Genomic DNA, 15,703 nt, shown 5'->3' with positions numbered 1-15,703 from the left:
CGACCTGCAACAGGGGCAGGTTTGATGGGAGTTTGCCTGCGGCTGGGTGGAAAAATCGTGTCGGATCAGCGGATTGCTACACTAGATGGCCTCAGGGGTGCGGCCATCACTTACGTTTTACTCGGGCACTTCGGCCCGTGTTGGCTCAACGGCGCGGGCTCCTTCGGCGTAACCGTGTTCTTTGCTCTCTCCGGACGCCTCATGGCCGATGTGCTGTTCATCGGCGCTATGGACTGGCGTGAGTTCGCTGTCCGGCGTCTGGCGAGACTCTACCCGGCCCTCCTGTTCTTCCTCGCCTGCATGCTCGCTCTTTCAGTGACGCTCGGCCGTACCAATCTTCTTGTCGACTGGTGGAGCTATCCAACCTTTACCGTCAATCTGGTGGTGATCCTGGCAGGCAGGTTTCCATCCTTCGACCATCTTTGGTCCGTAAGCGTGGAAGTCCAAGCCTACGCCATGCTGGCGCTGGTTGCCATCAGCACATCCGGCCGTCTGCGACTGGCGGTACTGCTTGGCGGCGCCCTCTTCTGCTTCGCGAATGGCCTGTGGCGAACCTATATCCTTCACCAGAATCCCTTCTTCGTTTACTGGAGACCGGATGTCGCCGTCGCAATCATCTTTGCCGCGGCCTTCCTGCGCGTGGCCCTGAAGGACCGATACGTGCCGGCGTGGACACCGCCGATCGCCCTCATTCTCGCCAATGGGCTCATGCTCATCACGGCGGAGCTTTGGGTGAGCTTCACGATAAATGGCCTCTTGCTGGCGTTCGTTGGCGCGACGCTGGAACGCTGCGTCACGCCGATACGCCAGATACTTGAAAGCCGACCGCTGGCTTTTCTCGGCACCATTTCTTACTCGCTCTATATCTGGCAGCAGTTGTTCAAATACGCCTACGAAGGCGGATTTCCGCCGGCGGCAGCGGTAGCCCTGTCTCTGATAGTTGCCACCTTCGGCTATTACCGCATCGAGCGTCCGGGCAAGGATGCCATCCTCTCCCTCTGGTATCGCCGCGACATGCCGAGCACGCCGGACCGAGGGTAAGTCTATGGCATTGACACTTGCTTGGTCCGGTGCTTCTATCTTGTATAGACAAGATCGGAGATCATCATGCCGAGCAACACGCGCTATCGCGACGTCGAAATCCGCGCTCCTCGAGGCACAACGCTTCGGGCCAAGAGCTGGCTAACCGAAGCGCCGCTCCGCATGCTGATGAACAATCTCGATCCCGACGTCGCCGAGAACCCCAAGGAGCTGGTTGTCTATGGTGGCATCGGCCGCGCCGCCCGCGATTGGGAGTCCTATGATACCATCGTGCGCACGCTCGAACGTCTCGAGGACGACGAGACGCTGCTTGTCCAGTCCGGCAAGCCGGTTGGCGTGTTCCGGACGCACAAGGACGCACCGCGCGTCCTGATCGCCAACTCCAATCTGGTCCCCAACTGGGCGAACTGGCAGCATTTCAACAAGCTCGATGCCGAGGGATTGATGATGTACGGCCAGATGACGGCCGGCTCATGGATCTACATCGGCGCGCAGGGCATCGTGCAGGGCACCTACGAGACCTTCGTGGAAGCTGGTCGTCAGCATTACGACGGCAGCCTTAGGGGACGTTGGGTGCTCACAGCCGGTCTCGGCGGCATGGGCGGCGCCCAGCCTCTCGCCGCCGTCATGGCCGGGGCTTGCGCGCTGGTCGTCGAGTGCCAGCAGTCGCGCATCGACTTCCGTCTGCGGACTCGCTACGTCGACAAGCAGGCTGAGGACCTCGACGACGCCCTACGTCTCATCGCAGAACACACCGGCCGAGGCGAAGCCGTTTCCATCGCCCTGCTCGGCAACGCCGCCGATGTGCTGCCGGAACTGGTGCGGCGCGGCGTGCGCCCCGACCTCGTCACCGACCAGACCTCGGCCCACGATCCCCTCAACGGCTACCTGCCGTCCGGCTGGACCTGGGAGGAGTATCGCGAACGCGCCAAGGTCGAGCCGGACGTGGTGATCGACGCCGCAACGGCGTCCATGCGCCAGCATGTGCGCGCCATGCTCGATTTCCAGACGCTTGGCGTGCCCGTCTTCGACTATGGCAACAACATCCGCCAGCGCGCCTTCGACGCCGGCGAGCAGAACGCCTTCGCCTTCCCCGGCTTCGTGCCGGTCTATATCCGGCCGCTGTTCTGCCGCGGCATCGGCCCGTTCCGCTGGGCGGCCCTGTCGGGCGATCCGGCGGACATCGCGGCGACCGACGCCAAGGTGAAGGAGCTTCTTCCCGACAATCCGCATCTTCACAACTGGTTGGACATGGCCGCCGAGCGCATCGCCTTCCAGGGCCTGCCCGCCCGCATCTGCTGGGTTGGGCTCGGCGCCCGCGCCCGGCTCGGCCTCGCCTTCAACGAGATGGTCCGGCAAGGCATCGTCAAGGCCCCGATCGTCATTGGCCGCGACCATTTGGACAGCGGCTCGGTCGCCTCGCCAAATCGCGAGACGGAGGCGATGCGCGACGGTTCGGACGCCGTCTCTGACTGGCCGCTCCTCAACGCCCTGCTCAACACAGCCTCGGGCGCCACCTGGGTGTCACTCCACCATGGCGGTGGCGTCGGCATGGGCTTCTCCCAGCATGCCGGCATGGTGATCGTCTGCGACGGCAGCGAGGACGCCGACCGCCGCATTGCTCGCGTCCTCCACAACGACCCGGCCACCGGGGTGATGCGCCACGCCGACGCCGGCTATGACATCGCCATCGACTGCGCTCGCGAGAAGGAACTCGACTTGCCGATGCTCGGCAAATGAGCCTCAGGCTGCTCACGGCCGCCGACTTTCGTCGTCTGCCCTGGCAGAACGGCCGCGGCACGACATTGGAACTCGTCCGGCATGATGACACGTCAGGCACCCTGCTCTGGCGCCTATCGGTCGCCGACGTGGTCGAACCCGGCCCCTTCTCACCGCTTCCGGGCATAGACCGCGTCATCACGCTGATCGACGGCAACGGCTTCGACCTCGACTTCGGCGGCATGCGCCCTCCGGTGTCGCTGCGGCCCTTCGAGCCGCAGGCCTTTTCAGGGGATTGGCCGACCGTTGCCAGTGCCGTTCATGGTCCGTCACGCGACTTCAACGTCATGACGGCGCGCGGGACGATCATCGCTGAGGTCGGCTTGGCTGAAGACGGCGCCATGGAGGCCGACTTCGCATACATTTTCGCCGCACACGGCAGCGTGACGGTGAAGGCGGCCGATGCGATCGTCCGAGCCGAGACTGGCGAACTGGTCGAATGCCGGCAGGAGAACGCCATGAGCGTGGAAGGCGATGATCTCGGAGCCGTCCTTGTCGTCCGCTTGAGCCGGACCGACGGCACGACGATACCGGGAGCATGACAGGCACCCATGCGTATTGGCACGAAGACGTTACTCGCGGCATGGACGCTGGAATTTGTCATACATGAGTGTTAGGGGAAGCTGACTTCTCCGGTGTTTCCGGCGCCGGACAAATCGACACCAGAATGGGCGCCGAGCCATGAGCGACAAGATCAAGATCGTCATCACCTCCGACCATACCGGCATCGACCTCAGGCGAGCTGTCATCGCCCACCTTGAGGCGCGCGGCTACGCGGTCGAGGACGTCGGCCCCACGTCGACCGAGAGCACCGACTATCCCAGATGGGGCGAGAAGGCGGCGCGGGTGGTGCTTGCCGGCGAGGCGCGTTTCGGCATCGCCATCTGCGGCACCGGCTTCGGCATCTCGCTTGCCGCCAACAAGATCAAGGGCATCCGTTGCGTCGTCTGCTCCGAGCCCTACACCGCCAAGCTGTCGCGCCTGCACAACAACGCCAACATGCTCGCCTTCGGTGCACGCGTCGTCGGACAGGACCTCGCGCTGATGATCGTCGACGAGTTCCTCAACGCCGAGTTCGAGGGCGGTCGTCATGCCCGCCGTGTCGACCTGGTTTCCGAGCTTGAAGCAGGCCGTTCGGTCTGCTGAAAGGGCGCGGCCGCCATTCTCCCAACGGGCGGCCGGCCGGGAGGAGACAAGGGCGTTCGGACGTCTCGTCCGGACGCCCTTCTTGCATCTGGACCTGCTCAGGCAGCCCGCCGCTCAGGGCGCCGGACCACGCCGCGAACCAGGCGGTACCCGAGCAGCAGGACCACCAGCCCGATGTGGATGGCCTGGGTGGGATCGAGCACCTTGGTCGCCAGCAGATAGTGAATGGCGGCGAGCGAAACGGCGATATAGACGAGGCGGTGCAACCGTCGCCAGTTCTTGCCCAGACGGCGGATTGACAATCGGTTGGACGTGACCGCCAGGGGCACCAGCAGCACAAGCGCCGCAAAGCCCAGCGTGATGAACGGCCGTCGCACGATATCGGGAATGATCGTGCTCCAGATGAGGCCGCGATCGAGCGTCAGGTAGACGGTGAAATGCATCGCCGCGTACCAGAAGGCGAGGAGACCGAGAGCACGCCGGAAGCGCAGGAGGTTGATGCCGGCAAGCTGACGCAGCGGCGTGATGGCGAGCGTCAGGATCAGGAAGCGCAGCGCCCATAGGCCGAGCGTCTGCTCGAAGGCACGAACCGGGTCGGCGCCGAGGCCGCCTGTGGCGCCGAGCCAGAAGCTTGAGACCGCCGGAATGAAGCCGACGACGTAGATGCCCCAACCGGCGAGGTTGTCCAACAGAGCCGATCGAGACGCAGCCATCAGTAGTTGGCCCTCAGGTCCATGCCGGCATAAAGGCTCGCCACCTCGTCGGCATAGCCATTGAACATCAGCGTCGGGCGGCGGCCCGAACCGAAGAAGCCGCTTTCGCCGATGCGCCGCTCCGTCGCCTGGCTCCAGCGCGGATGATCCACCTCAGGATTCACATTGGCATAAAAGCCATACTCGCTTCCCTGCAGGGAGTTCCACGAGTTGGGCGGCTGCGTTTCCACGAGCGAGATCCGGACGATCGATTTGATGCCCTTGAAGCCGTATTTCCACGGCACCACGAGACGGATGGGCGCGCCGTTCTGGTTGGGCAGGGTTTCGCCATAGAGGCCGACCGCCAGAATGGCCAGCGGATGCTGCGCCTCGTCGAGGCGCAATCCTTCGACATAGGGCCAGGGCATCGGCTGGAACAAGCCCGATTGTCCCGGCATCTCCTCAGGCCGCACCACCGTCTCGAAGGCAACGAACTTGGCAGAGCCGAGCGGCTCCACCCTGTCCAGGAGGGATTTCAACGGGAAGCCGTTCCAGGGGATCACCATCGACCACGCCTCGACGCAACGCATGCGGTAGACGCGCTCTTCGACGGGCAGCTCAGCGATCAGCTTGTCGACGTCGAAGGTCTGCGGCTTAGCCACCAGCCCGTCGACGGTGATCGTCCAGGGGCGCGGCTTGAAATCCTGGGAATGGCGTGACGGATCGGCCTTGTCGGCGCCGAACTCATAAAAGTTGTTGTAGGTGGTCACGTCCTCGCGCGGGGTCAGCGGCTCGTCCACCTTGTAGCCGCTCGCCACCGTCTTGAGCGGCACCGTTGCCGGCGCCTCGGCGCGGGCACCACCGGCGCCGAGCATCAACCCCGCCCCTGCCATGAGCCCCATGAACTCGCGCCGCCGCAGATAGACTGAACGTGGCGTGATCTCGGATGACGGGATGGCTGGCGGGCGATAGGCAGGCATCGAGCTTCCTCCCAAGGGTGCGGCGGAGCTGCACTTTGGAGGCATTCTCGAATGAGGCGGCCGGAATGAAAAGCCACTATTTCGTGTAGACAGCAAAAGGCCGGCGCCCAGGCTTGGGGCGCCGGCCAAAATCACGCTACGATCATCATCATTCGGCTGCGGCGGCAACCGGAGCCGAAGCGGCGGCAAGCGCCTGGTCGAGATCGGCGATGATGTCGTCAGGGTGCTCGATGCCGATCGACAGACGAACATAGCCGGGGGTCACACCGGTCTTCAGCTGTTCTTCCGCCGTCAACTGGGAGTGCGTCGTCGATGCCGGGTGAATGGCCAGCGACCGCGCGTCGCCGATGTTGGCGACGTGATAGAACAGTTTCAGCGCGTCGATGAACTTGCGCCCCGCTTCGACGCCGCCCCTCAGCTCGAAGCCGATCAGCGCGCCATAGCCACCTTCGAGATAGGTGTCGGCGCGGCGACGGAACTCGCCATCCTGCAGCTTCGGATAGATGACGCGCGTCACGCTCGGGTGATTTGCGAGATAATCGGCCACCTTCTCGGCATTCGCCACATGCTGGCGGATGCGAAGCGGCAGCGTCTCAAGGCCCTGGATCAATTGGAAGGCGTTGAATGGCGACAGCGCGGCACCGACGTCGCGCAACAGCTTCACGCGAGCACGAATGGCATAGGCGATCGGGCCGAGCGGCTTGACTGCCTGCGACCAGACGGCGCCGTGATAGGCCGGGTCGGGCGTATTGAACAACGGCTGCCGTTCGGGGAAGGCTTCCCAGTCGAAGTTGCCGCCGTCGACGATCAGGCCGCCGATCGATGTGCCGTGGCCGCCGATATACTTGGTGGCCGAATAGACGACCACCGCCGCACCATGCTTGAACGGCTTGGACAGCAGCGGCGCCGCCGTGTTGTCGATGATCAGGGGAATGCCGAGCGGCCAGCCGATATCGGCAACTTCCTTCACCGGAAAGACGTTGAGCTTGGGATTGGGAAGGAGCTCGGCGTAATAGGCCCGGGTACGATCGTCCGTGGCCTTGCGGAAATTTTCGGGGTCGGCCGGATCGACGAAGCGGACCTCGATACCGAACTGGCTGAGAGTGTCGGCGAGAAGCGCCCAGGTACCGCCGTAGAGATCGGTCGAGGAGACGATGTTGTCGCCGGAGGAGGCAACATTGAGAATGGCGAAGGTGGTGGCCGCCTGCCCCGAAGAGACTGCGACGGCTGCCGCACCGCCCTCGATTTCGGCGATGCGCGTCTCCAGAGCGTCCTGCGTCGGGTTGCCCAGCCGAGTGTAGATGAACCCCAGTTCTTCAAGACCGAACAGGCGGGCGGCGTGGCCGGCATCCTGGAACTGATAGGACGTCGTCTGGTGGATCGGCACGGCGACGGATCCGGTGGTGGGATCGGCACGGAAACTGCCGCCGTGAAGCGCGAGGGTTTCGGGATGCAGTGACTTGCTCATGAAATTGTCTCCCAGCTCGATCGTGCGGCGCTCGCCTTGGCGCCCTTGAACGCAGAGAAGGATTTTCCACTCTCCGTCTCGTTACCGAAAATCATTCCAGCATGTCCCGGGCTTACGCGACAGTTCTGGAATTTCATTGCGGAGGCGAGAAAGGCAATTTCCATCTCAGGACAGGCTGTTTTTCGGAGCGTCTTTTCGGCTCCCCCTGTCTGACGATGAGTGCTGCCGAGTGGGAGAACAAGAGCGACGCTGTCAGGTCAACTTAGCGGTCGCGAAGACATCGGATAGCTCGACCCGGGTCCCATCTGGCAAACATCGTCCTCATTCACGATGTAAACGATTGCCACAAGAAAAAGGAAACAATGAAAGCACTAAAGCAGTGAACATATGCACCAAACGGCATGCTTATTATGATTTACCTAACTGATTTCACATGAATAGATTGCCACGTAAAGAAGAATGAGGAATGGATTGCCTGGGAAGAAAAGAGAATTCTTCGATACCCGCCGAGGTTGCAAACAAGTCGCGCGAGATCAAAATCTTTCAAAGAACCCGGCGCAAATGGCAAATCGTCTCAATCGGCGCCATTCCACTCGACGAAAGCTCAAGCGCCCGGCACATTGATACAACCACCTGTGATTTGGGACACGGCCATGGTTCGATTCTCAAGTTTGCATCGACAAGCCGCGGGTTCGGCGGCCGGCCTCCATTTCATCTAGGCAACCGGATAATCCATTGTTCCCAAGGGAGCACTCGATCTTGATGTCCGATCGGGAGAATGATGCGAGCCGTGGTTCGGATGCCAGGCTCGAACCACAGAACGGAATCGGCGGAACGGGCGACATGTTGGCCCGCCAGGTTGCCGATGCGACACGTCCCGATGGGAACATCGACATCGTCGCGCTGCTGAAGGCGGTTGGCTCGACCTATGAAAACTTGGAGACCGCAGGGCGGGAAGCCTTCGCTGCAACCGTTGCATTGCGCCCCGGGCGGGATGACCGGAGCAATCCGGTGAACGCCGCGCTCGACGCGGCGATGGAGGGCATTGCCGTTTTCGACGAGGAAGACCGCATCGTCCTCTGGAACAGAAGCTATCTGGACTTTTATCCCGAACTCGATGGCTTTATTGCGCAAGGGCTCAGTTTCGAGGCGCTGTTGCGTCGTGGTCTTGAGCGCGGAGCCTATATCGATGCGCTCGGACGCGAGGAGGACTGGCTCAGGGACCGTCTGGAACGGCATACCCTTCCGAGCAGCGTGGAGGAGCAGCATCGTGCCGACGGCCGCTGGATCCGAGTAGAGGAACATCGCACGACAGATGGCGGTCGGGTCGGCATCCGCATCGACATCAGCGACCTCAAGCGGCGGGAGGCGGCGTCTCGGCTGCTGTTCGAGGACAGCCCGGTTCCCATGTATCTGTTCGACTTCGAGACCTTGCGGTTTCTGGCGGTCAATCGCGCCGCGGTCGCCCGCTACGGCTACACCGTCCATCAGTTCATGACCATGAGCGTCCTGGACATTCGTCCTCAACGCTTCCGGACCGAAACGCTGGACTCGATCCGCAACTGGATCGACTCGCAAACCGGCAATCGCCTGTTCCGGCATCTCAAGGCGGACGGCACCGAGATCGATGTCGAGGTGTTCACGCGGCAGCAGATCCACAATGGCCGACAAGCTGTCCTGGTGACCGCGATCGACGTCACCGAGCGCAAGCGCGCCACGGATGAACTGGAAGCCACGCGGGAGTTTCTCGATACGATCATCGAGAACGTGCCGGCCGCGGTGTTTGCCAAGGACCCTACCACCCGGAAGTATATTCTGCTCAATCGGGCCGGCGAACTCCTTTTCGGATGTCGACGCGAAGACTTCATCGGCCAGAGCGCCCGCGAGATTTTCGGCGAGCGGGTGGCGATTGCCGCCGAGGCGGACGAAGATGAAATATTGGCGAGTGGCATCCGGCAGATGACCGCTTCCGAGACGATTTCGACTCCCAACGGCACGCGTCTCGTTACAGTCACGCGCATGGTGGTCCGCAACGCCGATGGATCGCCGCGCTTCATCGTTGGCGTGACGATGGACGTTACCGAAAAGCGGCGCGCCGAAGAACGGATCGCCTTCCTGACCCAGCACGATGCGCTCACCGGCTTGCCGAACCGGGAGGCCATGATGGTGCGCCTCGCCGACGGCATCTTCGCCGCCACGGCGACGCAGGCGCGCTTCGGCCTTCTCAGCGTCGACATCGATCGTTTCAAGACGCTCAACGACCTTTACGGCCACACGGTTGCCGACCAGGTGTTGAAGGAGGCGGCCCGACGCCTGGTCGACATCGCCGGCGCAGGCCTCGTCTTCCGGCCGGGCGGCGACGAGTTCGTGGTGATCTCCAACGATCCGGACCAGCCGAACGCATCGCGACGGCTGGCGGCACTGGCGCAGAGTGTTTTCGCCGACGACATAATGGTCGACAACAAGGCCATCCGGGTGGGAATCAGCATCGGCGTCGCCACCTACCCACTCGATGGCGACAGCGGCTCCCTGTTGCTCGCCAACGCCGGCGCAGCGCTCTACCATGTCAAGTCGGAGGCGCGCGGCCAGGTCCGGGTCTACGAGTCCAAGGCCGATCAGGTCATTCGCGACCGCTGGGTGCTGCAGGCCGACCTCGGCCACGCGCTGCGCAACGGCGAACTCTCCCTTCACTTCCAGCCACAAGCCGAAATCAACGGACGCATCTTCGGCTTCGAGGCGTTGATGCGCTGGACCCATCCGACGCGCGGCGCCGTCTCGCCGGATGAGTTCATTCCGCTGGCCGAGGAATCCAATCTCATTCTCGACATGTCAGCCTGGGTGCTGAAGGAGGCCTGCCGCACGGCCGCCGGCTGGACCCATCCGCTCACGGTGGCCGTCAACCTGTCGCCGATCCAGTTTCAGCACGGCGAGCTGCCGCAGCTCATCCAGCAAACGCTTATCGATACCGGCCTGCCGCCGTCGAGGCTGGAGCTCGAGATCACCGAAGGCATCCTGCTCGGCGACTTCGCCCATATCGTCGGCCTCCTCCGGCGGATCAAGGCGATGGGAGTTCGCATCGCCATGGACGACTTCGGCACCGGATACTCCTCGCTGTCCTATCTGCAGGCCTTTCCCTTCGACAAGATCAAGATCGACAAGAGCTTCATCCAGGCGATCGGCCGCACCGAACAGGCGACGACCATCATTCGAGCGGTCATCGGCCTCTGCCGGGGCCTCGGTATTCCGGTCATCGCCGAGGGCGTCGAGACCGAGGAGCAGCGGAGCTTCCTTGCCCAGGAACACTGCCCGGAGATCCAAGGCTACATTATCGGCCGGCCGGCCCCGATCCAGGTTTACAGCAAGATCGTCGACAAGTTGGCTCCTGTCCGCACGTCCTGAGCTTGCGGCACCGCCCTGCCCGGCAATTCGGCGGCGAGCGCGTCAATGGCGGCGCGGACGCGGGTGGGCAAATAGGGGGCCTTCGGCCAAACGGCGTGAATGTCGGCGCGTCGACCCTCGGTCGATGACGTAAGTAAGCCGACGAGGCGCCCGCCGGTAACCTCCTCCTGCACCAGCCAGCAGGGCAGATAGGCGATTCCGAATCCGGATAGAGCCGCTTCGTTGATCGTCTCGATGTCGTCGGCGCCGATGCGCCCGTCCACCACAAGCTCGCGCAGACCGCCGCTCTCGTCGGGAAAACGCCAGCGCTCATTGCGCCCCTGCCGGCGATAGACGATGCAGTCATGCAGCGCGAGATCCTCAAGGCTGGCAGGCGTGCCGCGCCGTTCGAGATAGTCTGGTGCGGCCACCAGCATCATCCGCTGTCGCATCAGGAGCCGCGCCATGAGGCTGCCGCTGTCGCCAATCCGGCCAGTGCGAACCGAGAGATCGAACCCCTCCTCCACGAGGTCGACCGGCCGGTCGGAAAAGTCGATCTCCAGCGACAGACCCTGATGACGTCGGGCCAGAGCCAGAAGGATCGGCGCCACGCACCGCCGGCCGAAGGACAGAGGCACCGACACGCGCAACCGGCCGCTGACCGCCTGCCGGCCGGTCTCGATCAATGCATGACCGGCCCGGATTTCCGCCAAGGCTCGTCGGCAGTGATGAAAGAACGCCTCGCCATCCTCGGTCAGGCTTTGCAGCCGCGTCGTGCGATGAAAGAGGCGCACCCCGAGCCTCGCCTCAAGGCGGGCAACGGCCTTGCCGACCGCCGACCGTGTCAGGTTTAGGCGCGCCGCCCCTGCGGCGAAGCCTCCGGCTTCCGCCGCTTCCACAAAAACCGCAATGTCGTCCAGCGAGTCGCGCATGTCCGCCTCTGTAGAATTTCAGGAACCAAACAGCCGACAACTTATCGCCACCGGCTCTCCTGACGCTACGATAGTGTTCCGGTCATCGAAGGCAATCCCTTGAACGTCGGAAGGACCGAACATGAACTCCATCATTCGTCATTGGCGCCAGACGGGCACCGGCCGTGGCAGCCTCAGCTTCGTCACCGCTCCCAAGCCCATTCCTTACGCCGGCGAGGTATTGGTGAAGGTCACGGCAGCCTCGCTCAACTACCGCGACAAGTTGGTGCTCGAAGGCAGCGTTGGCCTCACGCCACAGGAGCCGATCATTCCGGCCACCGATTTTGCCGGGATCGTCGAGGACGTCGGCGACGGCGTGACGCGCTTTCGGCGTGGCGACCGCGTGGTGAGCACCGTCGCACCCGACTGGTTCGACGGAGCCGCGCCGACCCCGAACCTGCCGCTTGCGCCGAGTTTCCGCAGTCCCGCCCTGCCCGGCGCCCTTGCCGAGTATGTCGTCCGGCCCGCTTACGCGCTGGCAAGATCACCCGACACCCTCGATGATGCCGAGGCATCGACCCTGCCGATCGCCGCTTTGACCGCCTGGTATGCGCTGATCGAGCGCGGCCGCCTCAGGCCCGGCGACAGCGTGTTGATCCATGGTACCGGTGGCGTCGCCTTGTTCGGCCTGCAGTTCGCCAAGCTGCTCGGCGCCAGCGTCATCGTCACGTCGTCCTCGGTCGACAAGCTCGCCGCCGCTCGCAAGCTGGGCGCCGACCACCTGCTGAGGCGCGACACGCCCGATCTCGCGGCCGAGGTCAGGTGCCTGACGCACGGCCGCGGTGCCGATCACGTGCTGGAGACAATCGGCGGCGCCAACTTTGCCCTGTCGCTCGACGCCGCGGCGCCGGGTGGCCATGTCTCGCTGATCGGCCAGATCGCTGGGACCGATATTACCGGCAATGGCTTGCATCTCGCCCGCAAGCGCCTCACCGTCGAGGGCATAGCCGTCGGCCACCGCCGCGCCTTTGACGAGATGCTGCGCGCCATCGACGCCGACCGGCTGAAGCCGGTGATCGACAGCCGGTTTTCCCTCGCCGACCTGCCTGCAGCCTTCGACCGGCTCGACGAAGGACCGTTCGGCAAGATCGTCATCGAACTCGCATGATGCCTTCCCCGTTGTGTCAGTCGCCTCGGGCGCTTAGGTTGCGCCCAAGGCCGCGCCGTCCGCCGACAAGGACCGCCGGCAGCCGGGAGAAACGCAATGGAGAACTTCACCTTCCTCAATCCGACCAAGATCGTCTTCGGCCGAGATACCGAGACGACCGTGGGCGTCGAGACGGCGCGCTACAGCCGCAAGATTCTGCTCCACTATGGCGGCGGCTCGATCAAGGCATCCGGCCTTTATGATCGCGTCTGCGCCTCGCTCAAGGCAGCCGGTGTCGAATGGATTGAGCTTGGCGGCGTCAAGCCGAACCCGCGTCTCTCCCTCGTTCACGAGGGTGTTCGCCTCTGCAAGCAGCACGGGCTCGGCTTCATTCTGGCGGTTGGCGGCGGCAGCGCCATCGACTCGGCTAAGGCGATCGCCATGGGGGCCGTCATCGATGGCGACGTCTGGGATTTCTACATTGGAAAGGGATCGCCCAGCGATGCGCTGCCCATCGGCACCGTGCTGACCATCCCGGCGGCCGGATCGGAATCGAGTGACGGCACGGTAATCACCAACGAGGAGGGCTGGCTGAAACGCGCCGTGGGCGGGCCGTTCCTCTACCCTCGCTTCTCCATCCTCAATCCCTCTCTCTGCGTCACGCTGCCGCCGTTCCAGGTGGCCTGCGGCGCCGCCGACATCATGGCGCATCTGATGGAGCGCTATTTCACCAACGTGACGCATGTCGCCTTCACCGACCGGCTGATCGAGGCGACCATGAAAACGGTGATCGCCCAGGCGCCGAAGGTGCTGGCCGATCCCGACGATTACGACGCCTGGTCGGAACTGATGTGGGCCGGCACCATCGCGCACAACAACCTGCTCAACACCGGCCGCATCGGCGACTGGGCCTCGCATGACATCGAGCACGAGGTGTCCGGCATCTACGACGTCGCCCATGGCGCCGGTCTCGCCGTCGTCTTCCCGGCCTGGATGAAATACGTCCTCCATCACGACATCGATCGTTTCGTGCAGTGGGCGGTACGCGTCTGGAATGTCGAACTCGACGTGTTCGACAAGGAGGCGACCGCTCGCGAGGGCATCGCGCGGCTGGAGGCCTTCTTCCACAAGATCGGCCTCGGCACCACGCTCGCCTCGCTCGGCATCCACGATGACCGCATCGAGGAGATGGCAAAGAAAGGCACCGACGGAGACCGCCGCACGCTTGGCAATTTCGTCAAGCTCGACAGCCGCGCCATCGCCGACATCCTGCGCCTTGCGCGGTGACACTCAGACGGCGGCGGGCTACCCCCGCCGCCGCACCGACCAGGCGACGAACCACGGCGGACAAAGGCCGTTGGTGATCCGCCCTTCTTGCCAGATCACCCTGCCCCTCGGCGGCGCGGACAACGGCGCCGGTTCCGCGGCAAGGTTGAGGGTCAGCATCAGGTCCTTGGCCTCTCCCTCCCATCGGATGCGGATCACGCCGTCATCGACAGTCCAGGCGCCGGCACGCCGGATGCCGACGACAAGCGGCGCAATCTCCCGTCGGCGAACGCGCAAAATGGCTCGGTACCAGTCGAGCACGCGGGCATGTCGCGACTGGCGTTGTTCGCTCCAGTCGAGCTTCGCAGCGGCAAAGGTCTGGGGAGCGAAAGGATCGAGCAGGTCATCCGGATCCACCTCGAAGGCAGCGACCCGCCCGTCCCGTACGGCCGACGCGAAAGCCGGGGCAAGATCGGAAAAGAAAGGAAACGGCGTAGCGGCCGCCCATTCCTCGCCCTGGAACAACATCGGAATCTGGGGCGCCAGCAGATAGGCGGCGGCCGCCGCCCGCCTGGCCTTCAGCGGCGCCAGCGTGCCGATGCGATCTCCATGGGCCCGATTGCCGATCTGATCGTGATTTTGCAGGAAGGAGACGAACGCCGACGGCGACAGTGCTTCCTTGTCGCCCTTGCCGCGGCCGGCCTGAAATCCCTCGGCCAGCGCTCGCGCCAGAACATCCGGCCGTCCCGCATAGTCGGCGTAGTCTTTACCAGATTCGCCGGTAACGGCTGCGTGGAGGGCGTGATGGAGATCGTCGTTCCACTGGCCGTCGAAGGCTCCCTTCGCCGACACGCGCACAGCCTCCAGCCTGGCGCTCTCCAGCACCAGATGAACCGTCCGGCCGCCGCCTGCGATCCGCGCCGCCTCGGCGATCGCCGTGAGGATATGTCCCGGCTCCGAGTCCCTTATTTCATGGGCGGCATCGATCCTGAGGCCATCGAGATGGAACTCGCCGATCCACATGCGGACATTGGCGAGCACGAGGTCGCGCATTGATGGCGTCTCGCGCCGGCCGTAGTCGACCGCCTCGCCCCAAGGGGTCACATGACGCGTCGTGTGGGCCGGGGCCAGCAACGGCAGATAGTTCCCCTCGGGGCCGAAGTGATTGTAGACGACATCGAGCAGCACGGCGATGCCCAGCGAGTGCGCCCGGTCGACGAAGGCCTTGAGGTCCTCCGGCCGGCCGTAGCAGCTGTCCGGCGCGAATAGCAGCACGCCGTCATAGCCCCAGCTCCAGCGACCGGGAAAATCGCCGACGGGCATCACCTCGATCGCCGTCACGCCCAGCGACTTCAAATAGGGAAGCTTTGCCGCTGCAGCGCGGAAGGTGCCATCTGGCGTAAAGGTACCGATATGCAGCTCGTAGATCACCGCCTCATGCCATGGAAGGCCGCGCCAGTTGGCATCGGACCAGTCAAAGGCATCGGAGGCCATGACCTCGCTCGGCCCGTGCACGTCGTCGGGCTGGAACCGGCTGGCCGGATCGGGCACGGTACTGCCGTCGGGCAGCAGGAAGCGGTAGCGTGTGCCGACCGGGGCTGCCGTGATGAGTGTGAACCTGCCGCCGGATTCGCGCCGCATCGGCAGCGGGTCACGACCGTCGATCAGAAGGGACACCCCCGCCTGCTTCGGCGCCCACAGGTGGAAGCTCATCACTCCGTTACGTCGGACAGCACCGAACTCAGCCGGCACGCGCTCCCCGCTGGCAGCCGGCTGTCCGGCCGGCGTCGACATGTCCATCCTGGCGTCTCCCAGTGAGCGGCCGTCGGGACGACCGGTCGGCAGCGACCATTGTGGCCGGGGAGATCCCTGCAAGCAACCGGCCAACGCCGGTC

Annotated in this window: 12 protein-coding genes; 7 read left to right on the top strand and 5 right to left on the bottom strand. The window is 64.0% G+C overall.

Annotation, left to right across the window (positions count from 1 at the left end; translation table 11 throughout):
- The first annotated feature begins 24 nt into the window (after positions 1–24).
- From CXZ10_RS04050 to rpiB, 4 genes are all read left to right on the top strand, one after another.
- The gene (locus tag CXZ10_RS04050; protein WP_101287652.1) at positions 25–1,041 is read left to right on the top strand and encodes an acyltransferase family protein; all 1,017 of its coding nucleotides are present in this window, start codon (positions 25–27) and stop codon (positions 1,039–1,041) included.
- A 66-nt stretch (positions 1,042–1,107) separates the two neighbouring features.
- Positions 1,108–2,781 (top strand): urocanate hydratase, encoded by a 1,674-nt coding sequence (gene hutU / locus CXZ10_RS04045; RefSeq protein WP_101287650.1) that lies wholly within the window; start codon positions 1,108–1,110, stop codon positions 2,779–2,781.
- Positions 2,778–3,362: a HutD/Ves family protein gene (locus tag CXZ10_RS04040; protein WP_101287648.1), complete on the top strand. Its 585-nt coding sequence runs from the start codon at positions 2,778–2,780 to the stop codon at positions 3,360–3,362. The genes hutU and CXZ10_RS04040 overlap by 4 nt, the downstream gene beginning before the upstream one ends.
- A 139-nt stretch (positions 3,363–3,501) precedes the next feature.
- Positions 3,502–3,966, top strand: coding sequence for a ribose 5-phosphate isomerase B (gene rpiB, locus CXZ10_RS04035; RefSeq protein ID WP_180335849.1), 465 nt, complete (start codon positions 3,502–3,504; stop codon positions 3,964–3,966).
- Between the two features lie 98 nt (positions 3,967–4,064).
- On the opposite strand, the gene msrQ is transcribed toward rpiB, so the two are convergent.
- The 3 genes from msrQ to CXZ10_RS04020 all read right to left on the bottom strand — a co-directional run bounded on the left by msrQ (position 4,065) and on the right by CXZ10_RS04020 (position 7,106).
- Entirely contained in the window at positions 4,065–4,679 is a 615-nt protein-coding gene (gene msrQ / locus CXZ10_RS04030; RefSeq protein WP_101287646.1) for a protein-methionine-sulfoxide reductase heme-binding subunit MsrQ, read from the bottom strand.
- Positions 4,679–5,638, bottom strand: coding sequence for a protein-methionine-sulfoxide reductase catalytic subunit MsrP (gene msrP / locus CXZ10_RS04025; protein ID WP_101287644.1), 960 nt, complete (start codon positions 5,636–5,638; stop codon positions 4,679–4,681). The genes msrQ and msrP overlap by 1 nt, the downstream gene beginning before the upstream one ends.
- 148 nt (positions 5,639–5,786) lie before the next feature.
- Positions 5,787–7,106: an O-acetylhomoserine aminocarboxypropyltransferase/cysteine synthase family protein gene (locus tag CXZ10_RS04020; protein ID WP_101287642.1), complete on the bottom strand. Its 1,320-nt coding sequence runs from the start codon at positions 7,104–7,106 to the stop codon at positions 5,787–5,789.
- A gap of 843 nt (positions 7,107–7,949) precedes the next feature.
- Between CXZ10_RS04020 and CXZ10_RS04015 the strand changes: the two genes are divergently transcribed.
- A complete protein-coding gene (locus tag CXZ10_RS04015) occupies positions 7,950–10,505 on the top strand; it encodes a sensor domain-containing protein (RefSeq protein WP_180335848.1) in 2,556 nt (851 codons plus the stop codon).
- Here the strand turns inward: CXZ10_RS04015 and CXZ10_RS04010 are convergent.
- Positions 10,460–11,416, bottom strand: coding sequence for a LysR family transcriptional regulator (locus CXZ10_RS04010; RefSeq protein WP_101287637.1), 957 nt, complete (start codon positions 11,414–11,416; stop codon positions 10,460–10,462). The two genes, CXZ10_RS04015 and CXZ10_RS04010, sit on opposite strands and share 46 nt — an antisense overlap.
- 121 nt (positions 11,417–11,537) lie before the next feature.
- Here CXZ10_RS04010 and CXZ10_RS04005 point away from each other — a divergent pair, with 121 nt between their 5' ends.
- On the top strand, positions 11,538–12,563 hold the full coding sequence (locus CXZ10_RS04005) for a zinc-dependent alcohol dehydrogenase family protein (RefSeq protein WP_101287635.1): 1,026 nt from the start codon (positions 11,538–11,540) through the stop codon (positions 12,561–12,563).
- A gap of 96 nt (positions 12,564–12,659) precedes the next feature.
- On the top strand, positions 12,660–13,829 hold the full coding sequence (locus tag CXZ10_RS04000) for an iron-containing alcohol dehydrogenase (protein WP_101287633.1): 1,170 nt from the start codon (positions 12,660–12,662) through the stop codon (positions 13,827–13,829).
- Positions 13,830–13,847: 18 nt separating this feature from the next.
- Here the strand turns inward: CXZ10_RS04000 and treZ are convergent, their stop codons facing one another.
- A complete protein-coding gene (treZ, locus tag CXZ10_RS03995; protein ID WP_143741469.1) occupies positions 13,848–15,608 on the bottom strand; it encodes a malto-oligosyltrehalose trehalohydrolase in 1,761 nt (586 codons plus the stop codon).
- Positions 15,609–15,703: the final 95 nt, after the last annotated feature.

The sequence above is a fragment of the Pleomorphomonas diazotrophica genome, assembly GCF_002844595.1.
Lineage (GTDB): Bacteria > Pseudomonadota > Alphaproteobacteria > Rhizobiales > Pleomorphomonadaceae > Pleomorphomonas > Pleomorphomonas diazotrophica.
This window is presented reverse-complemented; position numbering and strand designations above follow the sequence as displayed.